Origin of the sequence: Streptomyces sp. CBMA29 (assembly GCF_014596445.1) — a bacterium.
In the GTDB taxonomy this organism is placed as follows: Bacteria; Actinomycetota; Actinomycetes; order Streptomycetales; family Streptomycetaceae; genus Actinacidiphila.
The window spans coordinates 12,312-38,731 of the sequence record NZ_MECL01000077.1; the positions used below are offsets into that span (position 1 = coordinate 12,312).

Consider the following 26,420-nt stretch of genomic DNA (forward strand, 5'->3'; position numbering starts at 1 on the left):
GGCCGTTAGGCGGCCAGAGCCACGGCATACATGTCCATGCCCGTGATCGTGAGCCGTTCCTTCGCGCCCTGGGGGAACAGCGTGAAACGCACGTCGTAGGTGGCCAGTAGTTCACGCCGTGCGGCGTCGTCCGGGGCTTCGGCCCATGCCTGGGCGACGGTCTTGCCGGTGGGCACCATCCGCATGCCTGCGGGACGGTCCGGGAGCGCCCGCAAGTCCTTGAGTTCCTTTCCGATGCGGGTGTACTGAGCTTGGTACCACTCGGCGTCGTCCTCGTCGTCGTACAGACCCGCCATCCGGTCCGCGCGCAACCGCGCCCGGTCCGCCTTCAGCTCTGCGATCCGCGACCCGTGCCCGCTGCCGGGGTCCCACACCTTCTCCACGATCTCACCGGAACCGTACTGCGACAGGAACCACTCGGTGATCAGCTCGTCCGCCATGCTGAGCTTGATCGACGGTGCTGGCGCGCAGCCCTCCGACCCTTTGACGCCCTTCGCCCTACCAGTGCACCGATAGGACGCCCCGTCCTTGCCACGGCTGCCCACAGTCACGCCATGCCCGCAGTTCCCGCACGTGCCCAGCTTCGACCCGAGCCGCGTCCCCTTCGGCGCACGCGGCTCCGTAGGCGCCTGCGGGTTCACGGGCTTGCACTTCTCCACCAGCCGGTCCCTGGTGGGCCGGTCCCACAGTCCCTCGCACAACCGCACCGGCTGACCGGTCCGCTCGTCCAGCACCGGGCGCCCCTGGTGCGTGAGGTACCCCAGAGATGCCTCATTGGTCAGAACGTAGATCAGCGACTTCGCCGACCACGGAATGCCCTCCGGCTCCCTGCCGTACATCACCGCCATGTGATCGGACGGCGACAGCACCCCTGCCCTCGTCAGCCGCGCCGCCTCCGTATACGGCGTGATCTTTCCCGTCTCATCGGCCAACAGCCGGTTCGCCACATCACGGGCCGTCTCCGCCGCCCCCTCGTGCAACTCCACATGATCGACCCTGCCCATGGGAACCAGGCGCACGTACTGAAAGCCGTACGACGGCGCGTTGTTGGGCTTCCCCATGCTCCGGGCCGTCACAGCCCCATCCCGATTGCGCTTCTGCATGGCCCGATGCTCCATCTGGGCACCGAGAGAGTCGATGGAAAGACGTACCTCGTCGGCTGAGTCGTCCAAGTTCCACGGGCCGTCGTGCCCGTCCGTCACCAACAGCTTTTTCTGCCTGTGGATCAAGTGCGCGGTGTTCAGCACACACCGCTGATTGCGGCCGATCCGGTCCACACTCGGGCCGACAATGCCCGAATACTGCCCCATCTCACCTCGCAGCCACGGCCCCAAACCCGGACGGGTCATCGGGTCCGTGGCCCCCGACACCTCCCAGTCGTCCGCCCAAGCGATGATGTGACCACCGACACTCGCCGCCGCCTTGAGATCCTGAGCCTCCTGCTTCTCCGGCGATGACGTCGCGTCCTTCTTCCGGCTGAGCCTGCGCACAGCCACCAGACACTTCCCACATCCGTCATAAGCCGTCACCGGCCCCGCCGGAATCCGCGCCCTCCGACCCCGACCCCGACCACGCCCGCCCGCACGGCCCCCGCCGCCGTCATCGCCAGCAATAGTCGTCGCGTACATGCTCTCCATGGTCCGCCTACCCCTCCCGCACGTCACGTGCGTTTTGAGGAAGCCCCTCCGGGGAACTGCGCGGCCCGCCCCCACCGGGCCTACGGCCCGAAAACCCACAGCAACTGCCCCACCGGGGCCGGTTCTTCACCCGCGCCACCGTCGTGGCCAGCCGCGCAGTTCCTCCCCCAGCTACCGCTGGGAGGTGCCCCCAGCGCCCCCGAAAGATCGGCGCCCCCGAGGGGGCACCCTCAGAGCTGCGTGACGTCCAACTCGCCCTCGGCGAACGCCTTGCGAATGACCTTCTTGTCGAATTTGCCCACGCTCGTCTTCGGCACCGCCGGAACAATCGCCCAGCGCTCGGGGATCTGCCAGCGCGCGACGCGCCCGGCGAGGAAGTCGTGCAGGGCGGCGTAGTCGGCGGTGGCGCCTTCGCGCAGGACGACGGTGGCGAGCGGGCGCTCGCCCCAGCGCTCGTCGGGGACGGCGACGACGGCGGCCTCGGCGACGTCCGGGTGGGCCATGAGGTGGTTCTCCAGGTCGACGGAGGAGATCCACTCACCGCCGGACTTGATGACGTCCTTGGACCGGTCGGTGAGGGTGAGGAAACCGTCGTCCGAGATGACGCCGACGTCGCCGGTGCGCAGCCACCCGTCGGGGCTGAACTTGTCCTCGGGCCGCAGCGGTTCCTCGCCGACGCCGCCGTAGTAGGCGGCGGCGATCCAGGGCCCGCGGACCTCCAGCTCACCGGCGGACTCGCCGTCCCACGGCTGGACGGAGCCGTCGGGGCCGATCAGCCGGGCTTCGACGGAGGCGGGGAAGCGGCCCTGGGTGATCCGGTAGGCCCACTCCTCCTCGGGGGTGACCCCGGCGGGCGGCTGCGCGACCGTGCCCAGCGGCGACGTCTCCGTCATGCCCCAGGCGTGGCACAGGCGTACGCCGAGCTGCTCGTCGAACGCCTTCATCAGGGCGGGCGGGCAGGCCGAGCCGCCGATGGTGACCTGCTTGAGCGAGGTGATGTCACGCGGCTTGGCGGTGAGTTCGGCGAGCAGCCCCTGCCAGATGGTGGGGACGGCGGCGGCGTGCGTGGGGCGCTGGCTCTCGATCATCTCGGCCAGCGGGCCGGGCTGGAGGAAACGGTCCGGCATCAGCAGGTTGATGCCGGACATGAAGGCGGCGTGCGGCAGCCCCCACGCGTTGACGTGGAACATCGGCACCACGGGCAGCGAGGTGTCGTGCGAGCTGAGCCCCATCGACTCGGTGGAGTTGACCTGCATGGAGTGCAGGTAGATCGACCGGTGCGAGAAGACGACGCCCTTGGGGTCGCCGGTGGTGCCGGAGGTGTAGCACATGGCCGCGGCGGTGCGTTCGTCCAGCTCCGGCCAGGCGTACGTGGTCGGCCGCCCGTCCAGCAGCTCCTCGTAGTCGTGTACGGAGGGACGTACGCCGTCCAGCACCGAGCGGTCGCCGGGGCCGACCACGACGACGTGCTCGACCGAGTCGAGTCGCGGCAGCAGGGGCGCGAGCAGCGGGAGCAGCGAGCCGTTGACGAGGATCACGCGGTCGGCGGCGTGGTCGATGATCCAGGTGAGCTGCTCGACGGGCAGCCGGAGGTTGAGGGTGTGCAGGATCGAGCCCATGGCGGGGATCGCGAGGTACGCCTCCAGGTGCTCGGCGTTGTTCCACATGAGGGTCCCGACCCGGTCGCCCTCGGCGACCCCGAGCCCGTCACGCAGCGCGTTGGCGAGCCGGACGGCGCGCAGACCGACCTCGCGGAAGGAGCGGCGCTGCGGCTCGCCCTCCCCGGTCCAGGTCGTGACCTGCGACTTCCCGTGGACCAGCGTCCCATGGAGCAGGATGCGGGTGACGGTCAGCGGTACGTCCTGCATCGTGCTCAGCACAGGGGGCCTCCGGCGGCTACGCGAGGGTAATGTCCTCGCGATTCTGCGTGCATACCGATCGGTACGTCACTACCCCGCGCGGTATTGCCACCGGTTCGTTCCGTGCGGCCCGGCGGTCGAGGGGCCCTGGGCGCGGTCCGCCGGACGGCGTGGCACGTGTCGGAGGAGCCTGTACGCGGTGAGGCGTATGCGGCGCCCGCCCTAGGCGACGCACAGCTCCAGCTCCGGATCGTCGCGCAGCTTGCCGAGGGCGCGGGAGACCGCGCTCTTCACCGTGCCGACCGAGACGCCCAGCGCCTCCGCCGTCTGCACTTCGCTCATGTCCTCGTAGTACCGCAGGACGACCATGGCCCGCTGCCGCGGCGGCAGCCGACCGACCGCGCGCAGCAGCGCGTCCCGCTGGGCCTGCTGCTCGGTGAGGTCGGGGGCGCCGGTCGCGGCGGGCTCCGGCACCTCGTCGGTGCTGAACTCGTCGACCTTGCGCTTGCGCCACTGCGAGGTGCGCGTGTTGACGAGCGTACGGCGTACGTATCCGTCGACGGCCCGGTGGTCGTCGATCCGGTCCCAGGCGAGATAGGTCTTGGTCAGGGCGGTCTGGAGCAGGTCCTCGGCGTCGGAAGGGTTGGGGGTCAGGGAGCGCGCGGTGCGCAGCAGCGTCGGGCCCTTGGTCCGGACGTAGGCCGTGAACTGCGTCGTATTGGCGCTGGTGCACACAGGCGTGGTCATGGCTTCACGTTAGGAGCCGGCATACCCGTGGCGGATCGGCCGCAGGTGCCGAAGCGGGATCACTCTCAGGTCGTAGGACGGGGGTTGTCCCCACCCCCCGAGGGGGGAGCCGGGGGTCGGGGTCCCGCAGGGGTTCCTCCGGAGAAAGGCGGGGTTCGGCGGGCGAACCCGGTCCCTGAGCGGGCCCGTGGCCGCCGTACGGGCGTTGCCCTGGCGGCCGTACGGGCGGACCGCCGCCGTACGCGCGCGGGCCGGGGCCGCCCACAGGCCGCGCCGGGGATCGGCCCTGACGTCCACCCTGTGGCGGCCCCGGTGTCATCCCCAGGTCAGCCCCGTACGACCTCTACGTCAGCCCCAGGTCGCACATGAGCGCGGTCCGAGCGCCCTGGAAGCTCGGACCGGCCTCGGACCGGCGTCAGAACTGAGCGCTCAGGACCGGACGCTCAGGACTGGGCGCTCAGAGCTTGGCGACGGGCGCGTCGATCAGGTCGCGGTCGATCGACAGCTTGTGACCGCCGTACGTCTCGGTGACGGCGCCCGTGTACTGGTGGATGCGGCTGTGCGAGGCCCAGGCGGAGGGGCGCAGGACCGGTTCGGCGGTGAGGGTGGGGGCGACGCCCCAACGGGCGTACCAAATGGCGCCCGGGAGGTCGGCCGTGCCCGCCCTGCGCGCCTTCTCCATGTGCGCGATGCCGGAGTCGGCGCTGCTGTAGAAGCCGGGCAGATAGCCGCGCGCCCGCACCTGGCGGTCCCAGGCGCGCACGAAGGACAGCGTCGCGTTCGCGCAGCTCGCCTTCCTGGCGTCGTACGCCTCCATGTCGAGGTACAGCGCGCTGCCGCGCTTCATTCCGAGCGCGCCCGCGGCCTTCGCCGCGTCCGCGCCCTCGCTCGTGCCCTGGGCCGTCGCCCGCTGGGGGTCGATGCGGAAGGGGTTCTTGTTAGACCCTGTCACGCAGGGGCTCTGCGAACCGACGTAGATCGGCAGCAGGCTCCAGCCCGCCGCGTTGGTCTGCCGTACCCAGTTACTCGTCAGATTGCGCTGCGTCTTGCAGGCGCGGGCCCGGCCGCCGAAGTAGACGCCGACGGCGCGGTACGGGGAGGAGGCGCGCCAGGCGCGCATGGTGGCGAGGTCGGGGGCCTGGCAGGTGTCGAAGCCGCGGCCCTTGAAGACGCGCGGGGCGACGGCGGCGTCCTCGGGGAAGGCGGCGGCGTCGTCGGACGCGTCGTCGGACGCGTCGTCGGCGCCGGGGAACCCGGTCTCGTCGGGGGCTTGGGCGTCATACGGAACCTGGCCGTCGTCGGTGGCCTGGCCGTCGTCCGATGCCTGGGCCTGAGCTTCGGCGTCCGCGGCTTGGGCTTCGGCGTCCGCGATCCAGCCGGCCGGGTCCGTCCTGGTGTCGACGGGGTCGATGTTCCCGTCGGCCGCCGCTGCCCCCGCGCTCGCGGGGCCCGCGCTGGCCACCGGGATGTCGCTGTCGGCGACGGCCGACACCGCGGGAAACAGCAGACCGGTCAGCGTCAGCGCGGCGGCGAGGACGTAACGAGTGCGGCGCGTACGGCGCACGCGGTGCGCGTAACGGATAAACCTACTTGTTTCGGTCATTCGCCGAGTCAACGCGGCGGGCGGCCCGCGCTGGCGGAGACACGCCGCCGGGTCGGGCCGTACGGGCCCCGAACCGCTCGGGCGGCGGGCACTGCCGCCGCGGCGGTCCCGCCGAGCCCGGCGCCGGACCTGAGGCCGAACCCGCCCCGGGCCTGCCCCTGGCCCGTCCCGGACCTGCTGACCAGGCCACCGCGCGCGGTGGCGTGTGCGCGCTCCCCGGCACTCGGATACGCCGACCGCACGCGGCCCTGATACGCGAATTACCGTAGTGCATGGGTTATTTGCATGATGGCGTCGGATTGCTACGGTCATCCCGTCGCTATTTGCACCCGCGCGGGAGGGGCCGCTTCGGCGTCGACCGCGTGGCCCCGTAGGGAGGACCTTCTCGTGCTCCGTGCTCGTATCGCCGCCGCGGGCGTCGCCGTGGCGCTGGCCGCCGCAGGGCTTGCCGCAGGCACCGCCCCGTCCGCCCAGGCGTCGACCCCGCCCACCCCGTACATGTGCCCCTCCTTCCTCAACGACGGCGCGCACGGTCTGTACGTGTGGACGTACGGGCAGGGCTGGCTGGTGTGCAGCTACAGCCCGCACGCCGAGCTGTCCTGTCGGTACAACGCGTTCAGCGGCGACGCCTGGTTCAACGCGCCGAATCCCGACTACTGCCCGACCCGCGCGATTCCGACGGCCTGACACGATTCCGACGGCCTGAACCGGCCGGCCGCCGCCCTTCCCTCCGGGGGCCCGGTGCCCCAGGCCCCGCGCCCGTCTCGAACCCCGCGCCCGCCTCAGGCCCCGTCCGCCGACAGGATCAGGCCCGAGGTGGGAACGCCGGTGCCGGCCGTGACGAGGGCGTGGCTGACGGAGGCGACCTGGTTGACGCTGCTGCCGCGCACCTGGCGAACGGCTTCCGCGATGCCGTTCATGCCGTGCAGATACGCTTCGCCGAGCTGGCCGCCGTGGGTGTTGACCGGGAGGCGGCCGCCGATCTCCAGGCCGCCGTCCGCGGCGAAGTCCGCCGCCTCGCCGGGGCCGCAGAAGCCGAACTCCTCCAACTGCATGAGCACGAACGGCGTGAAGTGGTCGTAAAGCACCGCCACGTCGACGGCGGCCGGGCCGAGGCCGCTCGTGCGCCACAACTGCCGTGCCACCACGCCCATTTCGGGCAGCCGGGCGAGGTCGTCGGCGTCCCGGTAGTAGCTGGTCATCTGCTCCTGCGCGCGGCCCGCACCCTGCGCGGCGGCCGTGACGACGGCGGGGGCGTGCCGCAGGTCGCGGGCGCGTTCCGCGGAGGTGACGACGATCGCCTGGCCGCCGTCGGTCTCCTGGCAGCAGTCGAGCAGCCGCAGCGGCTCGACGATCCAGCGCGAGGCGGCGTGGTCGGCGAGGGTGATCGGGCGGCCGTGGAAGTACGCGGCCGGATTGTTCGCCGCGTGCCTGCGGTCGGCGACCGCGACATGGCCGAAAACCGATGGTTCCAGTCCGTAGACGGACAAATATCGGTTTGCCGACATTGCGACCCACGAGGCGGGGGTGAGCAGACCGGGCGGCAGGTTGACGCCGAGCGCCGCCCCTTCCGCGGACGGCTCGCGCCCGAGGACGCCCGAGCCGAAGCGGCGGCCGGAGCGTTCGTTGAACGCCCGGTAGCAGACCACCACGTCCGCGATCCCGGTCGCCACCGCCATCGCGGCCTGCTGCACCGTCGCGCACGCCGCGCCGCCGCCGTAGTGGACGCGCGAGAAGAAGGACAGCTCGCCGACTCCGGCCGCCTGCGCCACCGTGATCTCGGGACTGGTGTCCATCGTGAACGTCACCATGCCGTCGACGTCCCCGGGCGTCAGCCCCGCGTCGTCCAGCGCCGCCCGCACCGCCTCGACGGCCAGCTTCAACTCACTGCGCCCGGAGTCCTTCGAGAACTCCGTCGCCCCGATCCCGACGACGGCCGCCCGCCCGCCGAGCGCGTCCCGCCGCCGAACGCTCATGATCCCTCCGGGTGTTGGGGGATCTCCACGGTGACCGTGCCGGTGACGTGCCGGCCCAGCGCGTTCACGCCCACCACCTCGACGGTCGCCGTCCGGCCCGCGAGCGCCGTGACCGTACCTGTCAACTCCATCGTGTCTCCGGGGTAGTTGGGCGCACCAAGTCGGATGCGTACCGCCTTCGTCACCGCGTCGGGGCCGAAGTGCGCGGCCACATAGCCGCCGACCAGGCCGTTCGTGGTGAGGATGTTCATGAAGATGTCGGGTGAGCCTTTGGCGCGGGCGAGTTCGGGGTCGTGGTGCACGTCCTGGAAGTCGCGGGTGGCCAGCGCCCCGGCGACGACGAGCGTGCGGGTGACGTCGATACGGCGGGGCGGGAGAGTGTCGCCGACGGCGGTCATGCGGGAGCCTCCGCTTCAGGGGTGGTGACCGTGCTGGCGGGTTCCGTGTCGGCAGGTCCCGTACCGGCAGGTTCCGGGGGGACGGGTTCCGTGTCGACGGCGCGGAAGGCCGGCACAGTGAGGTCGTCGTCCGCGTCCAGGAAGTCGAGCACGACGGGCGCGCCGATCCGGACCTTGTCGTACGGCACACCGATGACGTTCCCCAACAGCCTTACGCCTTCGGCCAGTTCGACGAGCGCGACCGAGTACGGCGGGTCGAAGGCCGGGAACGGCGGGTGGTGCATCACCACGTACGAGAAGACGGTGCCGGTGCCGGAGGCGGGGACGGTGTCCCAGTCGGGGGAGCCGCAGGCGTTGCAGCCGGGGAGCCACGGCAGGCGCAGGGCGCCGCAGCCGGTGCAGCGCTGGATGAGGAGTCGGCGGTCCTCGCGGATGGCCCGCCAGTAGGGAGCGTTGTCGCTGTTGACGACCGGGCGCGGGCGGGTCGCGGATTTCGTACGTGCGGGGGCGGGGGCGGGGGCCTGGTCGCGCACCGAAGTGGCCTGCGTGGGTGCGTACTTGAGGATGCGGAAGCGGTGGGTGCCCGCGAGTACGCCGTCGGCGCGGACCTCGGTGCGGGTGGTGACGAAGTAACCGGCCCCGAGCTTCGTGGACTTGCGCGGCGAGACGGATTCGACGACCGCGTCGAAGGTGATCCGCTGGCCCGGCCGCAGCGGCGCCGCGTACTCCTGCTCGCAGTCGGTCGCGACGACGGCCGCGTAACCGGCCTCGTCCAGCCGTCCGAGCAGGTCGTCGTAGCCGGGGGTGCGTCCTTCGTGACCGGACAGCCCGCCCATCGTCCACACCTGGAGCATGGTGGCGGGCGCGGCGCCGTCGGGGGGTACGGGGTGGCCGAGGGCTTCGCACCAGTGGCGGATCATCGGGGCGTTGACGGGGTCCTTGCCGATGCCGCCCGTGGCGGCCGGGGTGCCTTCGTAGCAGCGCAACTCGGCGTGGAGCGGGTCGTTTTCCGCCGTTCCGTCCGATCCGTCCATGGCGGTGCCGCCCTCCCTCGACAATCTGACTGTTCGTCAGATTCGGTCGGGAGGGCCGCTGTTGTCAATGGGCGTGCGGGGGTGGCGAGTTCAGGCCGGGGGCCTTTCCGCGCCGGGCGCGGGGGCGGACCCGGAGTCGGGGGCGGATTCCTGCACGGGATTCCCGCCCGGCCCGCGACCTCCCTCACTCTCGGCCAGAAGTTTTCCACAGGCTGTGGACGAAAGTTGGGCACCGGATTCGCCGACCGCCGCCGCCCCGACGCGCACCGCCCAGCCCGCCGCCTCGACCAGCCCGTCCCCCTCCGCCAGCCGCCAGGCCAGCGCCCCGGTGAAGGCGTCGCCAGCACCGGTCGTGTCGACCACCTCGACCGGGACGGCGGGCAGCCGCGTCGTACGCCCGCGAGGTGGCTCCGCGTCCGCGCGTACGTTCTCGCGTACGCCCGCAGGTCGGTCGGCAGTTCCGTCCTCGCGCACGTCCTGGCGTATGTCCCCGCGTACGGCCTCGCGCTCGACGATGGTCACGCCCGCGCCGCCCAAGGTCACGACGGCGGACCGGACACCGAGCCGGAGCAGGTCCCGCGGGTCGGCCTCCGCCGCGGACGCCGCGCCGAGCAGGACGCGCATCTCGTGCTCGTTGACCACCAACGGGTCGGCGCACGCGAGAAGTTGACCCGCCTCGGGGTCGTCCCTGACGGCCTCGGGCGGTGAGGGGTTGAGCACCAGGCGGGCGCCGTGCCGCCCGGCCGCGCGGGCGGCGGCGCGTACCGCGTCCATCGGAACCTCGCACTGCGCGGACACCACGCGCACCGCGGGCCCGACCGCGGCGGTCACTTCGGCCGCCGTCAGCGCGGTGTTGGCGCCCGGTACGACCACGATCGCGTTCTCGCCGTCGGCCGCGACCGTGATGAGCGCGATGCCGGTGGGCACCGTCTTCTCGGTGCCGAGCGCGGTCGTGTCCACGGCGGCGGACCGCAGTTCGGCGGCGAGCCGTTCCCCGTACGCGTCCGCCCCGACCCGCCCGCAGAAACCCACCCGCGCGCCCAACCGGCCTGCGGCGACCGCCTGGTTGGCGCCCTTGCCGCCCGCGTGCACGGCCACGCCCGACGTACCGAGCACCGTCTCGCCGGGCGCCGGGTGGCGGTCGACCCTGACCACCAGGTCGGCGTTGGCCGACCCCACCACCAGCAGCGTCACACCGTCCGCCGTACTCCTGCCCACCGTTCACCGTCCTCGCCGTTCCCCGCTTCGATCATCCTGCCGTGGAACGCGTGCGCGCGGCGGCACATGGCGTGCCGCCGCGCGTACGCGTCACCGGTCAGGAGTGGCGGGGCGCCCCCTCACGCCGCCGCCGAACCCCCGCCGCGGGTCACCAGAGCTGCGAGAAGTGGATGCTGACGTTGTCCTGGTGGATGGCGGTGAAGCCGGAACCGGCCACGCTCGCCGTGTTGTTCTGGTTCGACGCCCCGGCCCCGGTGGCCGCCTGCTGCGTCGTCGTCACATTGCCGAAGTTGCCACCCCCCACGTTGCCGCCGGAGTTGCTCACCACCGTCGCGTTCGAGTGGCCACCCGCGAACGCGCCGTCGTCTGCCGAGGCCGTGCCGGCGAACAGCACGGCCGCCAGCGGCAGTGCGGCAACGGCGGCCAGGGCACGGACGGTACGGATGCTTGCCATGGTGTTCCCTCCAAGGGGACATGTTGCGGGACTAGTTGAACTGTCCGGACTTGTGGAAGTCCGGTCCGATCCGGAGCACCACGGTTGGCCGACCGCGGTGCCGTCTTGCTTCTTCGAGCGGCGTCGCCGAGACCAGAGTTGCCCACCCCACCCCTCCCGAACCCACCCCTCCCCCTCTTTTCCCCCGCAAGCGTGACGATCTGTCGACAAACCCCCATCCCCCCCTTTTTCCCCACCCCACCCCGCGCCCCCCTCCACCCCCCAGTCCCCCCATACGCCAAAACGTTCCTGCCCCTTTTCAGCCATTTTCCCCCACCCTCTCCCTGACGTACCCGACCCACACGCACCGGTCGCACAGGCGCGGGACGCAGAAAAGGTGGGGCCGGGTCCCGATTGAATCGACACCGGCCCCACCTGTACGTTCTCCGCTAGCGCGGAGGCTGTGGGATGTGAACCCACGGTGACATCGCCGCCACGACGCTTTCAAGACCGCTCAGCCACACAGACTCGCCCCGTCTTTGACCTGCCAAAAAGGCTGGCCCCTCCTCTCAAGAAGCCAACGTCCCGACCACAGGCTGACCCCACGCACAACTGCGCCGCGGGCGCAGAACCAACACCCTCCCACCCGAGCAACAACCCCCGCGGGCGCGGGGAGCACAGCAGCGCAGCGAAGGGTTTGACGGTGCCGGAGGGAACAGCCCCGCAGGCGCGGGGAGCACGTGCTTGGCCTGGTGCTTTGGAACGGCCGGCACTGGATTTTACTTAGGTTGAGAGATTCGGACATATCGCCTCGATGTCCCCCCTTCATTCCCGCGCCGCGCACGGCAAGGCGCGGGCCTTGCGACGCCGCATCGCGCACCCTCAGCGTCCACCGCCGAAGCGGCGGCGCTTCGCTGCCTTGCTCCAACCGGTGGCGGGTGGGGAGGAGGGGGAACGGCGGCCGGGGTGGGGGCGGTGGATGAGGGTGAGGCCCTCGTGGTCGATCGGCCGAGTGCACGAATCCGAGGCCCGGCGAGCAGCCGAGGGCGGCGACGACGGCGTGCGCGATGCCGTACATGCACTGAGCGGTGGCGGTGACACCCTGGTTGGGCGGGTCGCCGGCCGCGAAGTCGTCCCGGTGGTACTCACGGCGGCGCCACGGGACGCCGGTGCGCTCTGATTCGGCTCGGTAGCACTGGCGCAGGCGGCGTCCCTCCATGCCGAGGAGTTCCTGGCGGGTCTTGCCCGCCGGGTCCTCGTCGGGGAATCGCAGCCGGTACATCGCACGGGCGACGTCCAGCCGTCGCCGCGGGTTCGCCCACGCAAGTGCCTGGGCCTCGACCAGCCCGGAGGAGCGGGTCAGAGCGCGCCCGCCCGCGTAGAAGCGGACTCCGTGTTCCCCGACCCAGACGACGCCCGCCCCGCAGTCGCCGAGGACGCTCATCGCCTGGTGAGTGATACGCGTGCCGGGACCGAGACAGCGTGCCGATCGTGGCGGACGGGATGTGTGTCACGCCGTCGGCATCCTCGGCCGTGATGGCGTTGTCGTCACGGTGGACGACGCACCGTTCCAGGTAGATGAAGGACAACCGGTCCCCGATACGGGCGAGTTCGCGAGGCGTGGCGGCGGCGCGCCTGCCGACCGTGCTCATCGGTCAGCCCACCGGAGCGAGGGTCATCAACCCGCACCCGTACGCCTTCGCCTTGCCCAGACCCTGGGTGAGGGTGCGGCGCAGCGCTTCCGGGTCGGTCACCGTGAGCCGGCCGTCGTACGTGACCGAGGTGAGGGAGACGGTACGGCGGATGGAGTTCACGGGGTTGGCGGTGAGGCGGAAGGTCCACGTACTCCCGACGGACAGCCGGTCGAGGAAGGCCCCGTAGTCGTACGTCTGCCAGCCCGGTGTGTCCGAGGCGGCGGGCCAGCCGGCCTGTTCCACCAGATGCGTCAGGTCAGGACGGGTGGGGCTGACGACGAACAGCACTACTTCGGCGGCCGAGTTGCGGTCGACGCGCCACAGCACACGCGGTCCGGAGCCGTCTCGCGTGGGCAGTTCGGGGAACGCCATTGCGACAGCGGCGTGCATCCGGTGCGGCGAACCGAGCAACGCGCGGCGGTGCGCAGCAGGCCGAGTTGCGGCAGATACTCCTCGTACGTGAGCCGGGCGAGCCACTGGACGACTCCGGGCGGCAGAGTGCGCTCTGCTCGCTGGCGTTGCTCGGCGCCTTCCCTCCCCTGGCCCTTGTCACTGAGAAGAGCGGCGAGGCCGCGCCACGCGGCACGGCTCGGGTCGTGCTGGCTCGGCATGAAGACTTGATGCTCACCCCACTTCTTCGCCTGAGTCGGACTGTCGCGCCAGGCGGTCATGGGTTCGCGCCGATGCCGGTTGCGTACGGCGAAGGGGTCGCCGTAGCAGAGGACGACACCCGTCACCTCGCCGTCGCCGTGGTGCAGACGGATGCGTCGGCTCTGCCAGGTGTAGAGGTCGCGAGGGCCGGACGGGCGGGGGTCGTCGGGGTCCGCCGCGATCGGCTGCGGGCCGAGGGGAGGTCGGCGCCATACGGGCCTGTCGTCCGTGTGGACCTGGAGGAAGTCGTTGTCCGCAGAGATCAGATTGAGCAGCAGGGTTTCCTTGAGGGTGTCGCCTTCGGCGAAGACGCCGCCGAGGTTGCCGGCCCAACCGACGCCCAGAGCACCTGACGGGTAGCCCTTGCCGCCTTTCGTCCTCGGATCGTCAACGGCTCCCGATTTGATCCCAGACGTGTCGAAGGCGTGCGTGTGCACGAGCCAGCGCGCCGCCTCGGCGAATCCGAGCCGCTCGGGACCGGGTTGACGCATGCTGAAGAAGGGATCGCCGTTGGGTACGTCGGCGACGATTCTGCTCAGTGGGCCGATGTCGTTCTTCTCCGTCCGCAGACCGGCGACTTGAAGGAACGGCTGCGTGGGATGGAGCAGATCGAATCGGTCACGATGTCGGTCGAGATAGTCCGGTACGACGGCGAAGGGCTCCTCGGACTCCCACAGTTCGCCCCAGTCCTCGATCTCTCGCGGACCGTCCACGGCGTCGTGCAGAACGGCGAGCAGCAGTCGGAGAAGCGCGAACTCCTGCGTCGGTACGTCGCCGACGATCCGCCGCAGCCCGGCAGCCTCGGCGAAGACGTCGCGCAGGGACATCTCGTCCGTCCTCCCGTCCAGCCGCTGCACGGGAATCCACGGCCGGGACACCAGGTCGAATGAGGGCACTCCCTCCACCACCCTTACGCCGTGGGCACCTTCCGGCACCACGAGAAGCCCGTCGGACGGGCTGTAGCGGACCTCGGCACCGGCCAGCCGGGCTCGGCGGTCCTCGTCGAGAACCAGGAACAACTCCCCCGCCAGCCAGGGGCTTTCCTTCACCTGCCAGGCCGCAGGACAGAATTCCTCCAGCTCGCGGATCGTCCGGTCGATCACCCAGGGCTTGGAGAAGTGCCAAGGGAGGTTCAGCGCGCTCGCGGCGGCGGCGCGGGCCGCTCTCCCCTGCGGTACGGCGTGCTCGGGCAGGTCGAGTCCGCCCCTTGCCTTGTCCAGCCACGGCAAAGTGGTCAGTGTTCCGTCGCTTCGCCTCTGGATCACGAGAACTTCGAGCGTGTCGTCGGTGTCGCGCACCTGGGCCCGTCCTGCCGCGGTGTCGTCGGCGTCGCCGACTCCGGCGTCGATCCAGCCGATGATCGGCCGGCCCTCGCGGCGTACCGGACCGAGCCGGAATGCCTCGGCCCGGTCGCGCTTTTCGGCCAGAAGCGCGCGGTAGGCGACCCTGGCCTTCGCCATCTTCGCGGCCCAACTGTCCGGGCCGAGCGGATCATCGCCATACGCCGCCTGTACGAGCGGGCTGATGTCCTCGGGTAGGCGCAAGGGGCGCCCTTCCAGGTGCGGCCGGAGGACGGCGAGCGAGCGCAGCAGCAGGTGTTCTCCGTCGTAGACCTTGACGGAGCCGGGGCGATCTCCGGCGGATCGTGTGCCCAGTCGGCTACGCCGGTGATCAGGCAGCGCGCGTCCCGGAGACGAGGCGGGCGCGGTCGGTCGTGCCGGTGGAGCCGACCCATCCGCTACAATATCAGGTCGACCGGGGCAAGGTCGGTGACCAGGAGATCGAAGTCGAGGTCGAGTGACTGCTCGACGACCTGGGTCGCCACGACGATGTGCGCGCCTTCGAGGCGTCTGCTCTTGGGGCCGAAGCGGTCGAGCAGCTCAACGTCTTTGCGGGCCCGGTCGGCAGCGACGAAGCGCGAGTGGGCGACCGTGACCCGCTCCTCTCCGAAGCGCTCCCGCAGCCGCCCCGCCGCTTCCTGCGCGCGGTCGACGGTGTTACGTACGACCAGCGCGCAACCGCCTTGGCTGAGTTCGTCCTCCAAGCGGTCGGCCAGAATGGTCAAGTCGTCGTCGAGCGGCTGAACATGGACGTCGGTGCGGCGCCCGGAGGCGGCGGGAGGCTGCCGGACCACGGTGGGGCCGCCGGGCGAGACCGCGGTCAGCAGCGGATACGTCCCTGCGGAAGCGGACGCTTCGGCGGCGGTGTCGCCGAACCGGTCGGTCTCGGGCACAGGGTGACCGGCATATGCTTCGGCGAGCGCCCGGCGGCGGCCGGCGGCGCCCGGCGGGCAAGGTCGCCGAGAGCAGCACGACCGGAACCCGGTATGCGGCCAGCCATTCCAGCACGCGTTCCAGGTACGTGCTCATGTAGGCGTCATAGGCGTGGACTTCGTCGATCACGACGACCTTGCCCGCCAGCGCGAGGTGCCGCAGGGCCAGGTGGCGACTCTTCAACGAGCCGAACAACACCTGGTCGATCGTCCCCACCGCGAAGGACGCGAGCAGACCCCTTCTTCCGTCCGCGTAGCCACTGGTGGGCCTGGAGTCCGGAAGCACGGCGTCGTTCCTGGGTGTTGGGACCGTCGAACTCGTCCCCGCCGTCGAGATCGACCGCAGCGACCGTGCGGGCGCTGCGGCTGGCGACGCCCGCCCAGGTGTCGTTGAGAGCGGACTTGGCATGGGCGAGAAAGACGGACTGCGGCCCGTCGGACGGCAGTCGGCCGAGCCAGTCGATCAGCCGGCCGAACATCGCGTCGCCGGTCGCCCGCGTGGGCAGTGCGATCATGCAACCGCCCGCCCCGGTGCGCGCGGCCAGGATTTCCGCCGCCGCGAGAGCCGCCTCCGTCTTGCCCTCCCCCATGGGGGCTTCGATGATCAGCAGGCCGTGCGGGTCCATTTCCCGCGCGATGCCGACCGCCTGCTCCTGCACGGGACGGACGGCCGCGCCCTGCGGTAGGTCGAAGCGCACGGCGAACACATCGGCTGCCGTACCTGCCGGTTCGTCCCGCTCCCAGGGACCGGGGAGGTCGAGGCCGAGCCAGGCCGCCTCCAACCGTTCCGACTGCGACCGCCGCGTCCCCTCTGCCGTGATGTAAGGAAACAGGTCTGCCGAGCTGGCGATCCAGTCCGCGAGAATCACGATGGCGGTCAGCGTGACCTGGACCGGCTGGGAGAGCTTCACCGACTTCCACGCACTGAAGTCGTCCTCACGCAGGCCCGCCACCTCCGCGCAGGCGGCCAAGAGCTCGAACTGCACGGCCTTCCAACGCGATGCGCTCTTCCCCCGCGTACGTATCAGCTCGGGATGCAGCGCGAGGTCGTGAATGCGCTGATGTCCTGGCGGCACACCATGGTGGCCGCCGATCACCACGGCGAACTGTCCGCTGACTCGGTTGGACCACCCGTGCCTCTCGTCGAGCCACTCACCCAACAAGAGCTGACCGGCCAGCCCATGGGGCCCCAACATGCGGTCCTCCCTGAGCCGTTCGAACGACGGCATGTCGAGACCGCGGTCCCGCACGGCCTGCGCGAGCGGATCGACCTGACACGCGAAGGCCGGCGTGGCCTTGCCGATGTCATGCACTCCGGCCAGCCACCCCACCAACCGCCGCCCGTCCTCCACCCCTCCAGGCGGCGCCTCCCCCACCAGCGCCTTCACATTCCCCGGCAGCCACCCATCCCACAACCGGCCGACCACAGCCCCACTGTCCGCCATGTGCCGCCACAACGGCAGCCACCCATCGGTGTCCCGATCATGCTTCCCCCACGCACTCCGCGCGGCCCCCGAAACCCCTTCGAACACCCCCCCGCCCCGCGGGTGACTCGCCGCTCATGGCAGCACTCGACCACAAGACCTGCCGACGACAGACCGAAAGTCCGCACGTGACAACAACCGATCGACCGCGATCGCCAATCGGTCAAATACGCTCATCGCTCACCCGTCCAGGAGGCGGGCGGCCCCGCGCGGGCGGGGAGCAGATCCGCGCCCTGCCCAAGGGCAAGGCGCTGCTGGGAACAGCCCCGCGGGGCGCGGGGAGCAGTCTCTGGCGTCGAGCCATACCTCGCCCGTGCCGGGAACAGCCCCGCGGGCGCGGGGAGCAGGGCGGGATCGTCAGGACGATGTCGCCGGGCCGGGGAACAGCCCCGCGGGCGCGGGGAGCGAGGGTACCGGGGCGACACGGTCCGCGTCACGCAGGGAACAGCCCCGCGGGCGCGGGGAGCAGAGCAAATGACCTGGGGCTTTACTCGGTTCGGCGGCGGATTTTACTCACTTGACGAGATTCGGACATACCTCCCTTATCGGAATAGCCTGCCGATGTGCAGGCTGGAGGTACGGCTCCACAACATCCTTAGCATCCATTGCCGCCCTGGGGCCACGAACGGCCAAGGGGATGCAAGGACGGAGGGCCCCGCACCACCCTCAGGTGCCGGCGTTGTTGTCACGGCGGGCTGGTGGAAGCAGGAGGTCACGGTCCGGGTGGGTGTCGCCCGTGACGGTGCCGCTGACACCGAGGTCAACGCGGCCTGTTCCGTGAAAGGCGTTGATGGCGCGGAAACCGGCGCGGTTGCGGCCGCGCCAGGCGGCGAGGGTGTCGGGGGTCTTGCCGGTGGCCTGCCAGTCGACGGCGAGGGCAGCAGCGTTGAGGTCGTGGGTGGCCTCGACCACGTCATCACCGCCGAGCAGCATGATGCGCTCGAAGGCGCGGCCCCGGGAGCGGGAGGCGGCGGCCACGTCGGCGAGCATCTGGGACTCGGGGTCATCGCTGCGGCGGATGCCCTCGCGGTGAAGCGGGGGCTCAAACGCCGTGCTCGCGTACGGCACCGCGCCCGACGGTCGGCTCTTCCGCGCTGTCGGTGGCGGGCGCGTCCGTTCCACCGAGTACACCGTGGTGTGGCAGGCGGCGCGGGAGAAGGTGCTTTCCGCCGAGGAGTTGGAGACGCAACTCGCCGAGGCGCCGTACTGCCTGCGCCAGGCGGGCATCTCCCTGTGGATCAAGGCGGGCGTCGACCCGGTGGAGGCCGCACGGCGGGCCGGGCACAGCGTCGCCGTGCTCTTCCGCTTCTACGCGAAGATCCTTCGCGGCGTCCAGGATCACGCCAACGAGCTGATCAAACAAGCTTCGAACACGTGAGGAGAGCGGGTTGGGCTCTCTCGGTCAGCGTGTGAACGCTGCCCCTTCGGTGCAGCAACTCCAGAAGGCAGTCACCCCCGATCCCCTCCGGTGATCTACCGCTCCAACTAGTGAGCTTGGCTGCACGGTTCATCGACTCCAGGGCCAGTCGTACCCGCATTGCCCATAGGTCTCTGCACCGAGAAGGTGGCACGTCCGCCGAGTGCAAGATCGTGGAGTCGGAACGAGGTGCCATTCGGTGTGAGCCACTGGGCTTTATCTCACTGCCACTGGACGTCACCAGCCAACGAGCGAGATCAAGCCAATCCACAGGAGCATGGTTTATAGCCTTATGTCCGAAAAGCTGGAAGACGGTCTAGAATTTCCGTCAACTGCCTCTGTCATATGCCGCAGCACACACGTCTCCCAGAGGAGTTGGAGGATGACTGAAGTATGCCCTACTGCGCGTCTAAACGAGAGCCGAATTTTGCCTCGTTGAGAAACCCGCAGGTCAGTCCGGATCTACGCTCCCTTCGCATAGAGAAGCCCCGTCCTCTGTCTCGCTGACCAGGACGGGGCTTGCCTGACGACGGCCCGGGAGCAGTGGCTACTGCTCTGGGGCCTACATCAAGCGGAGGACCAGCGTGACGGATCTCGAAAGCCCTCCCGAAGGGGAGCCTAGTGAAAACGACCGGCCTAAGGTCAATCTGTGGCTGGCGGGCATCTCGTCCGCCGCAGCGTTGATCGGTGCACTCGCTGCGTTGATCGCAGCCATCCGCGGCTGATAGACCTGGCAAGAATCAGCACCAGAACTCGTTCTGTAACGTCGTCCGGTAGCTTGGACAGCATCCGTCAGAGCCGCGTGGCCTCGTAGTACACGCAGCTCTGGGCAGCAGGAATCACAGAACGTTGTCTGCGTGGGGTAGCAGCAGCCCTGACCACAGGTTGACCACCCGCACTGGTCATCGGTGGGATTCGGTGCCACACGAGCGGGACGCACAACAGGTGGGGTGGGTCCTCGAATGGATCGAGGACCCGCCCCACCTGTGCGTTCTCCGCTAGCGCGGAGGCTGTGGGATTTGAACCCACGGTGACATCGCTGCCACGACGGTTTTCAAGAGGAGCGCGCCGTAGAACGACAGATAGCTCTGACCAGGATTGATCCATTGCCTGGTCGGCTCACTGCGCCGTTCTGGCCCGCGCATGGCCCATACCTGACACGGCCCTGATGCCTCCTCACCAGCGTATGTCGCCGGCGCCCGTACTCGGCGGCTGCCGCGGGCGGGAGCCGAACGCGCCTTGGTAGAAGCCCGGCTTCAAACGGCTCGACATCCGCCGAGAACGCCGAGCCAGCGTCCAGGAAGCCATCTTCAAGATCGACTTCCTCTTATCACGCTGCGCCAGGTCAACTCGTCGTACGAGCCGTTGTCAACCGAGTGCCTACCTGGAGGGCTCGGACACGCGGCGTACCTCTGCAAGATCTTTTGCGAATCTCCGAAAGGAGGATGCCATAGCATCTCGCCGGTCACATTTTCACCCACCGGCTGGCCGACAACGTAGTGGAGTTGGATAATGGAGCGATTGGCGCCTCTGGCTCGCCATGCGGGCACGAAGGGTACAACATCGGCGCCAGCTTCGCTGGTTAACCTTCTTGAGATCAGGGGATGCCATGAGGGGTCTACTCGACGACGAGAAACTCACAGGTGCGCATGAGGTTCAAATCTCCTACCGCCCGGAACGCATCGCAGTGCCATTGACACCCCAGACCGAAGATTACTTCATTAGTGTAGTACGCGACCAGAGTCAGATCTGGGGTGGCGCCGTCGTTCCGCTGATACCGGTTATTTCTGACGGTACCGTCGAGGAAAGCTATGCCAGAATTCTGCCTGGTTCAGCAATTGACGCCCTGCAGGGAATGCATCCTTTTAATCTTTTTCACTTGCCCGAAGCCACAGTAGAAAAATCGAGCAAACGGTCGAAATATGGACCTCAGCTAGCTTTTACGCTTTTGGGATTCGATAAAGCCGACCAATACCGACCCGTTCAGGTCGTAGAACTTTCGCCGGGAGATCCTTGGAGGATTATCTATGCCTCATGCCTGGGGCTTCTTCCAGAAAAACCTGACGCCGAGCTTTTGCATGAGAGTCGCCTAACTCCGGATTTGAAATTTGAGGACGCAATCCGAGTGGACAGAGTGAAAGCGAGAGGGTCTTTTGACGACCTGCTGGGGCGTCTCAATTCCAGAGATTTTGTCACACCCCGCCAACTTTCGATGCAAGGACTCGCATACGGAAACTCTGGAAGCACTGGCATTAGAAGCGGGACGATTACCCTTCCTGAGCCGGAATTTTCCCGATTTGACGCCGGACCGAACATCGTCGTAATTTGCTCACCTCAAAATATCCGAGATGCCGCACTGCTCTGGAACCTCCGCGGCGCAAACGGGGACTCAGGTCCGCTACCAATTGGAATCCTAGCTGACGATGCAACACCTGAGCGTCTCCAAGCTCTAGTGCGCGAACCCAAAATTTCACGGAACGGTATTTCGGTTAAATCCATTTATGTCACTAGTGCGAGTCTCTCCACAGATGAGCTCTCCGCACTCGTAGGAAACAGCGGCAAGAACATAGGTATCGCCGGTTACGCCGAAATTCTTCATCTCGGGCAACCTGGAAGCCTCACTAGGAATGAAGTCCTAGTTTGGGACAGCGGGAGAACCCAATTCGTTGCTCTACAAACAGACGCTCACAGTGGTCTCTTCACTAAGAGGCCCATTATGCCACTAATGAGTATGCAGACTGATGTCACAGTGCTGGACTCGCCTTTCCCCCAAGGAGCTGACGTACGAGTCAACTCCTTCAGTAACGTATATCGCGCCGGAAACTGTAGCATTTCCTGCTCGCCTAATCGGCGCTCCGAGGTGCGTGACCTGGAGTGGCCTAGCAGGTTGGTCATGGCGAAGGCTATTGCCGCTGGGAGGGGATTCGAAATTGAAGAGTCCGAGCCTGGTCGTGCCGCTCGGGTACTGCTTGCGGGAATCAGCGACATTGGAATGCTTGGGAATCTTGCGCACGCTCCCCTTCTGTCGATGCTTGAAGAGATGGCAGCACGCCAGGGTTTCGGCTGGTATAAAGACCGGATGCGGAAAATTAGCCAATCATCAGACCCACTAGAATCTGTGGGGCCAACGACGGACGAACTTCCAGAGAAGACATTCAACGAGTTCAAGAAAGCACTAGGGAACAGCGATAAGGCCACTAAATATTGGTTGCTCTGGGCAGAAAAATCAAACTTGATCCTCAAAGGATTCCAGCTAACTTGCGCTGCATGCGAGGCGAAGCAATGGATTCCGATTGCAGGATTCATACCCCCCATCGTTTGCCGAGGATGCGCACACGAGATGAGCACCCCGTTCGGCGACCGGAGTAACGTTGAGTTCCGCTATCGAATTTCCGAACGGCTACGGCGCGTGTACGAGCAAGATGCAATGGGTCATCTGTTGGTGGCTCGATATTTTCACCATCTTTTCAGTCACGGAAAAACAAGCAGACTAATCGGTCTTCATCCGGGCATGGAGATCCGACGAAAGGGGCGATCATCTCTTGAGGGAGAAGCAGACGTTCTCCTGTTCACTAGAAAGTCAGAATTTATCCCTGTGGAGGTGAAGAGAACCTCCTCAGGGTTCATCGACAAGGAAGTCGGGAAAATTGACCACCTTGCTTCCTTTTTGGGATCACCATGGTCGGTCGCTGTAGCGTGTCAGTACGGAAGCGAAGCAGGGGATATAATTCCTGGGCTAATTAAAAAATCGCCGAGCGGATACTCCCGAATTTCCTTGACTTACGATAATCTTCTTGTCGACTATCCTGTATGGACGCTCGGTAGCGATCCATTCGCTTGGGATCCCATGAGTCGTGATGATATTGAAAAGAGGGAAAGAGAATTCGTCACGCGCCTGGCATCGCAAGAGACCGGACCGACTGATTGGTTCGCTGACGAGCTGATGAACCGTCCTAAAAGAGTGAACTGAAAGTGGCCGATGGGCTGGCGTCTATGTGTCCCGTGCCCGACGTTCACGCACCGCGTCCGTCGTGGTATCAACCGCGGTCAGCTCGGCGAACATGCGGAAGGAGAAGATCGCGGTCCGGGTGGGTGTCGCCTGTGAGGGTGCCGCTGACGCCGAGGTCTTCGCGGGCCACCTCGTGGAAAGCGTTGATGGCGCGGAAAACGGCGCGGTTGCGGTCGCGCCAGGTGGTGAGGGTGTCGGGGGTCTTGCCGGTGGCTTGCCAGTCGACGGCTAGGGCGGCTGCGTTGAGTTCGTGGGCGGCCTCTACGACGGCGTCGCCGGCGAGGAGCATGATGCGCTCGAAGGCGCGGCCACGGAGGTGGGCGGCCTCGGTGAGCTGGGCGCGGAGCGCGGACTCGGGCTCGTCGCTGCGGCGGATGTCCTCGGTGTGCTCGTACAGCTCGACGGCGAGGAAGACGCCGGCGCGGACGCGGTCGACGTAGCCCTCGTAGGCGTCGAGCTTCTTGTCGTCCCAGCGGGTGAGGAGTTCGCGGCGGATGCGTTGGCGCTCGGTCCAGTAGTTGGTGACGTAGGTGGTGAGGGCGCCGAGCAGGACGGCCGCGATGGTCAAAAGCTGCTCGGAAGTGCTCACGCCGTCCTCGCCCTCCCCCGTGAGTCATAAAGACGTCTTGAGGATTTTAGGGGCGTGCCGGAGGCTTGGGGGCGCGCTTCGGGTTTCTGGCTCGAAGGCGGCGACGGGCCGCGGTGCTACCGTGCGCGTGGCGACCTGCGGAGAGGCGAACGGATGAGCAACCCCACTTCAGAGGCCCTGGTCACGCTCGGCCGCTGGTACGTCCGCAACGCGCCGGGCACCGTCGGGAAGGCGCCGCTGGCCGGTCGCTACCTCAATCCGCGGCTGCGGGACGAGCCGCGGCGGCGCGTCACCGAGACCGCGACCGGGGCCCGGTTCGCCGTGGACACGCAGGACCTCATTCAGCGGTACCTGTACCTGTTCGGGGTGTGGGAGCCGCGGATGACGCAGTGGCTCCAGCGGCGGCTACGGCCCGGGGACACGTACGTGGACGTCGGCGCGAACGTCGGTTACTTCAGCGTGCTCGCCGCGCAGCTCGTCGGCCCGGAGGGGCGCGTCGTGGCGATCGAGGCGTCGCAGGCGTTCAACGAACGGCTTGAGCAGAACGCCCGGCTCAACGACCTCACCAACATCCGCGCCGTGCACACCGCCGTCTCCGACAAGCAGCAGACCCTCACCTTCATACTGGCCAGCTCCGCCAACATGGGCGCCAACAGCATCGTGCCGTGGGACGGCCCGGCGGAGTCGACCTTCGACATCGAGGCGTTCCCGCTGCCCGACGTCCTGCAAGAGGACGAGATCGCGAGGGCGCGCGTCATCAAGATCGACGTCGAGGGTGCGGAGGGCAGTGTCGTACGGGGCATGGCACCGCTGCTCGAACGGCTGCGGCCGGACGCCGAGGTGACGGTCGAGGTCACCCCGGATCGGATGGAGCAACTCGGCGACTCGGTCGAGGAGTTGCTCGACACGATGCGCGGCGCCGGCTTCCACGTCTACCGGCTGGCCAACGAGTATGCGGCGGCGACGTATCCCTCCGCGCTGCACGGCCCGGCGGCCGTACCCGTACGGTGGCGCGGCCCGGTGGCCGACGAGAGCGACCTCATCTTTTCGCGAGTGGACGCCGAGACGCTGCCCTAGACGCAACGAGGCCCGGCACTCCGGCAATTGGAGTGCCGGGCCTTGCCCGCGTTCACCGGTCATGTCCGTTGCTGAGTGAGCCAGTCCTCCCGGGCCGCAACGAGCTGCGGCTGTATCTCGTCGTCCAACAAGGCCGCCTGGGCTCGTAATTGGGCGGCGACCTCGGCGAGGGCGGTCGGGGTAAGGCCGTGCAGCCAGTAGTCACCGACGATCCTGACGTTGGCCACGGGCAGCCGGGGAAGCGGGCCGCCGACGTACGGGTTGCAATCGATGCTCGTCCGGAAGACCTCGGAGTCCTCGCCCTCCACGCCACGGTGAGCGACAGCCATGCGCTGGCCGGGGAAGCGCGTCCAGTGGTTCATGTCGGCGATGAGCGAGGTCAGTTCGTCCAGGAGGACACCCGTCTCGCTCGGGTCGGCGTCGGCCCACGCGGGCAGGTAACCCGAGACGGTGCATCCGCAGGTGGTCGTGATGGTCCACGTACGGCCTCGCCGTACGGGCTCGCCGGCGTCGGACGTACGCGGCTCCGTCGTATCGCTGTTCATGGCGCGGCTCCCGTCACTCACCGAGGTCCGCCCACTGGCCTGCGCCGTCGGCGGTGACAAGCGCCCAGACGAGCTTGCCGACACCTTCACGCTTACTCGCTCCCCAGCGCTGCCCCGTGATCGCGTCGACCAGCACCAGACCGCGCCCGGCCTCCGCCTCTTCATCAGCCTTCTGCAACTCCGGCCACTGGTCGTTGGCGTCGTGCACCTCAATCCGCACACCGCCGTCCGCGCGCTCGTACCGGGTCTCGATCTCGCGCCCGAGGGGGTGGCGGGCATGGCGTACGGCGTTGGTGACGAGTTCGGAGAGGACGAGTTCCGCCGGGTCCGTCAGCTCGGCCAGCCCCCACGCGGTCAGTACGTCGCGCAGATCGCGGCGCGCGCGGCCTACGCATCTGCGGTTGTTGGGCCATCGGCGTACTGAGATCGGCGTCGCGCTTTCGGGGTACGGCAGTGCGTTCATCGCGCTTCAGCTTTCTTCTCGGTCGTCTCGGTCGTCGTACCGATCGGGGTGACGAAGGCGGCCTCCGTGCGATCGCCAGGGAGTACGAGGTGGGCGTATGCGACGACTTGGCCGTCGTCCGTGGTGAAGGTCCGCTCGACGGCGAGGACGGGCATACGGGTGGAGATGCGCAACGACTGTGCTTCCGCCGCGGTGGGGAACCGGGCGGTGACCAGGTCGGTGCTGTACGCCGCGGGCGCCGTGTCGCCGGCCGCGAGGACCAGGTCGTCGCCCCAAGGGGACTCGGTGGCCGCGTCGGTGACGTACGGGGTGCCGTTCGGTACGTAGGCGTGCGCGATGCTCTGCGGGGTGTCGTCGCGGTGGCTCACGCACACGTATTCCGTGATCAGGGTGTCGAGCGGCGTGCCGAGACGGGCGGCGAGGTCGACGGTGGCGGTAATCACGCCTGAACTGACGTAGATGTGCAGGCCGTTGACGGCGCCGCGGGGATAGACGAGGCGCTCGACCGGGCGACGTACGAAGTTGCCTCGACCCTGGAACTTCTCGACCAGGCCCTCGGTGCGGAGCAGTTCGAGGGCTTCGCGGAGCGTTGGCGTGCTGACGCGGTAGCGGGCGGCGAGTTGGGTCTCCGGCGGGAGGCGCTCGCCGATCGTGAGGGCGCCCGATGCGATGAGGCGCCGGAGGTCGTCGGCCACTTGCTGGTGACGGGCGGTCATGTGGCGGCGAGCACCTCCTCGGCCGACTCGCTCCCCCGGAGCCGGGCCAGTTCGGCTGCGCTCAGGACGTACGGGCGGACGAGCGGGAGGTCGTCGGCCGGCCAGAAGTGCGCGGGCTGTGCGGGCCGGTGGCTTCGTAACGTCGGCGTCGTACGCCTCGGCTGCGGGAGCCGTACGGGCGGACCCTGGCGGCTCGTCGCGCGAGCGGGGCGCCGCGCTATCCAAGTGGCGGCGCGGCAAAGGTGGTTGAACACGCTGGTCAGCTCCTATGGCTGATGGTGGTGCCCGTGCGGCGTCAGGTGTCGTCACCCTCGCCGTCGCCGGGCGATGCGGGCGGGTGCTTCCGCACGGCGGCCCATAAGGACCGGCCGCGTACACCGCTGTCGGCGAAGCCGAACCAGTCCGCTTCTGCGAGGAGGGCGAGCAGTTCGCCCCACGCGTCGGCGGGAAAGGTGGTCGGCATCGCCGCTTCGATGCGCGTGTGGTCCCGGTACTGCTTGATGACCGGGGTGAGTCCTACGGCGGCGAGGCCCGCGCGGATGCCTTCGGTGCGGGCTTCGGGTTCGGGCACGACTCATCTCCGTCACCTTGGAAGCAC

General features: G+C 68.4%; 21 protein-coding genes and 2 pseudogenes. 5 read left to right on the top strand and 18 right to left on the bottom strand.

Features of this window, described 5'->3' with window-relative positions; all coding sequences use genetic code 11:
• Positions 1–5: 5 nt before the first annotated feature.
• The 4 genes from BGM09_RS11950 to BGM09_RS11965 all read right to left on the bottom strand — a co-directional run bounded on the left by BGM09_RS11950 (position 6) and on the right by BGM09_RS11965 (position 5,846).
• On the bottom strand, positions 6–1,496 hold the full coding sequence (locus BGM09_RS11950; protein WP_188281495.1) for a recombinase family protein: 1,491 nt from the start codon (positions 1,494–1,496) through the stop codon (positions 6–8).
• Between the two features lie 371 nt (positions 1,497–1,867).
• A complete protein-coding gene (locus BGM09_RS11955) occupies positions 1,868–3,517 on the bottom strand; it encodes a long-chain fatty acid--CoA ligase (protein WP_188281496.1) in 1,650 nt (549 codons plus the stop codon).
• A 201-nt stretch (positions 3,518–3,718) separates the two neighbouring features.
• Positions 3,719–4,243: a SigE family RNA polymerase sigma factor gene (locus BGM09_RS11960; RefSeq protein ID WP_188281497.1), complete on the bottom strand. Its 525-nt coding sequence runs from the start codon at positions 4,241–4,243 to the stop codon at positions 3,719–3,721.
• Positions 4,244–4,700: 457 nt separating this feature from the next.
• Positions 4,701–5,846, bottom strand: a complete 1,146-nt coding sequence (locus tag BGM09_RS11965; RefSeq protein WP_188281498.1) for a DUF1906 domain-containing protein — start codon at positions 5,844–5,846, stop codon at positions 4,701–4,703.
• Between the two features lie 387 nt (positions 5,847–6,233).
• On the opposite strand from BGM09_RS11965, the gene BGM09_RS11970 reads away from it, so the two are divergent.
• A complete protein-coding gene (locus tag BGM09_RS11970; protein WP_188281499.1) occupies positions 6,234–6,533 on the top strand; it encodes a hypothetical protein in 300 nt (99 codons plus the stop codon).
• Between the two features lie 95 nt (positions 6,534–6,628).
• On the opposite strand, the gene BGM09_RS11975 is transcribed toward BGM09_RS11970, so the two are convergent.
• The 9 genes and pseudogenes from BGM09_RS11975 to BGM09_RS12010 form a co-directional block, all read right to left on the bottom strand.
• Positions 6,629–7,822 (bottom strand): lipid-transfer protein, encoded by a 1,194-nt coding sequence (locus tag BGM09_RS11975; RefSeq protein ID WP_188281500.1) that lies wholly within the window; start codon positions 7,820–7,822, stop codon positions 6,629–6,631.
• Positions 7,819–8,220, bottom strand: a complete 402-nt coding sequence (locus tag BGM09_RS11980) for a MaoC/PaaZ C-terminal domain-containing protein (RefSeq protein ID WP_188281501.1) — start codon at positions 8,218–8,220, stop codon at positions 7,819–7,821. Before BGM09_RS11980 ends, BGM09_RS11975 begins: the two co-directional genes overlap by 4 nt.
• Positions 8,217–9,254: a bifunctional MaoC family dehydratase N-terminal/OB-fold nucleic acid binding domain-containing protein gene (locus BGM09_RS11985; RefSeq protein ID WP_188281502.1), complete on the bottom strand. Its 1,038-nt coding sequence runs from the start codon at positions 9,252–9,254 to the stop codon at positions 8,217–8,219. Before BGM09_RS11985 ends, BGM09_RS11980 begins: the two co-directional genes overlap by 4 nt.
• Positions 9,255–9,344: 90 nt before the next feature.
• Positions 9,345–10,472 (bottom strand): ribokinase, encoded by a 1,128-nt coding sequence (locus BGM09_RS11990; RefSeq protein ID WP_317452664.1) that lies wholly within the window; start codon positions 10,470–10,472, stop codon positions 9,345–9,347.
• A gap of 148 nt (positions 10,473–10,620) precedes the next feature.
• Complete coding sequence (locus BGM09_RS11995) at positions 10,621–10,926, bottom strand: hypothetical protein (protein ID WP_188281503.1); 306 nt, start codon at positions 10,924–10,926, stop codon at positions 10,621–10,623.
• Positions 10,927–11,914: 988 nt separating this feature from the next.
• A pseudogene (cas1e, locus tag BGM09_RS37610) lies at positions 11,915–12,557 on the bottom strand (type I-E CRISPR-associated endonuclease Cas1e); the annotation flags it as partial.
• 3 nt (positions 12,558–12,560) lie between these two features.
• Positions 12,561–13,076 carry a type I-E CRISPR-associated protein Cas6/Cse3/CasE gene (locus BGM09_RS12000; protein ID WP_411158293.1) on the bottom strand — a complete coding sequence of 172 codons (516 nt, stop codon included), beginning with the start codon at positions 13,074–13,076 and terminating at the stop codon, positions 12,561–12,563.
• Positions 13,022–16,967, bottom strand: a pseudogene (gene casA / locus BGM09_RS12005) (type I-E CRISPR-associated protein Cse1/CasA); the annotation flags it as partial. The pseudogene casA and the gene BGM09_RS12000, both read right to left, overlap by 55 nt.
• A 705-nt stretch (positions 16,968–17,672) precedes the next feature.
• Positions 17,673–18,074 (bottom strand): hypothetical protein, encoded by a 402-nt coding sequence (locus BGM09_RS12010; RefSeq protein WP_188281505.1) that lies wholly within the window; start codon positions 18,072–18,074, stop codon positions 17,673–17,675.
• Between BGM09_RS12010 and BGM09_RS12015 the strand changes: the two genes are divergently transcribed.
• From BGM09_RS12015 to BGM09_RS12025, 3 genes are all read left to right on the top strand, one after another.
• Positions 18,058–18,384 (top strand): hypothetical protein, encoded by a 327-nt coding sequence (locus tag BGM09_RS12015; RefSeq protein WP_317452665.1) that lies wholly within the window; start codon positions 18,058–18,060, stop codon positions 18,382–18,384. The two genes, BGM09_RS12010 and BGM09_RS12015, sit on opposite strands and share 17 nt — an antisense overlap.
• A gap of 623 nt (positions 18,385–19,007) precedes the next feature.
• Positions 19,008–19,148 (top strand): hypothetical protein, encoded by a 141-nt coding sequence (locus BGM09_RS12020; protein ID WP_188281506.1) that lies wholly within the window; start codon positions 19,008–19,010, stop codon positions 19,146–19,148.
• A gap of 884 nt (positions 19,149–20,032) precedes the next feature.
• Positions 20,033–22,393, top strand: coding sequence for a hypothetical protein (locus BGM09_RS12025; RefSeq protein WP_188281507.1), 2,361 nt, complete (start codon positions 20,033–20,035; stop codon positions 22,391–22,393).
• 67 nt (positions 22,394–22,460) lie between these two features.
• Here the strand turns inward: BGM09_RS12025 and BGM09_RS12030 are convergent, their stop codons facing one another.
• On the bottom strand, positions 22,461–23,021 hold the full coding sequence (locus BGM09_RS12030) for a hypothetical protein (protein ID WP_188281508.1): 561 nt from the start codon (positions 23,019–23,021) through the stop codon (positions 22,461–22,463).
• 153 nt (positions 23,022–23,174) lie between these two features.
• Between BGM09_RS12030 and BGM09_RS12035 the strand changes: the two genes are divergently transcribed.
• The gene (locus BGM09_RS12035) at positions 23,175–24,098 is read left to right on the top strand and encodes an FkbM family methyltransferase (RefSeq protein WP_188281509.1); all 924 of its coding nucleotides are present in this window, start codon (positions 23,175–23,177) and stop codon (positions 24,096–24,098) included.
• 59 nt (positions 24,099–24,157) lie between these two features.
• Here BGM09_RS12035 and BGM09_RS12040 read toward each other — a convergent pair whose 3' ends face one another.
• The 4 genes from BGM09_RS12040 to BGM09_RS12055 all read right to left on the bottom strand — a co-directional run bounded on the left by BGM09_RS12040 (position 24,158) and on the right by BGM09_RS12055 (position 26,393).
• Positions 24,158–24,643, bottom strand: coding sequence for a DUF6907 domain-containing protein (locus BGM09_RS12040; RefSeq protein ID WP_188281510.1), 486 nt, complete (start codon positions 24,641–24,643; stop codon positions 24,158–24,160).
• A gap of 13 nt (positions 24,644–24,656) precedes the next feature.
• Complete coding sequence (locus tag BGM09_RS12045; protein ID WP_188281511.1) at positions 24,657–25,106, bottom strand: ATP-binding protein; 450 nt, start codon at positions 25,104–25,106, stop codon at positions 24,657–24,659.
• Positions 25,103–25,822: a GntR family transcriptional regulator gene (locus tag BGM09_RS12050; RefSeq protein ID WP_188281512.1), complete on the bottom strand. Its 720-nt coding sequence runs from the start codon at positions 25,820–25,822 to the stop codon at positions 25,103–25,105. The genes BGM09_RS12045 and BGM09_RS12050 overlap by 4 nt, the downstream gene beginning before the upstream one ends.
• A 295-nt stretch (positions 25,823–26,117) precedes the next feature.
• Entirely contained in the window at positions 26,118–26,393 is a 276-nt protein-coding gene (locus tag BGM09_RS12055) for a hypothetical protein (RefSeq protein ID WP_188281513.1), read from the bottom strand.
• Positions 26,394–26,420 lie beyond the last annotated feature (27 nt).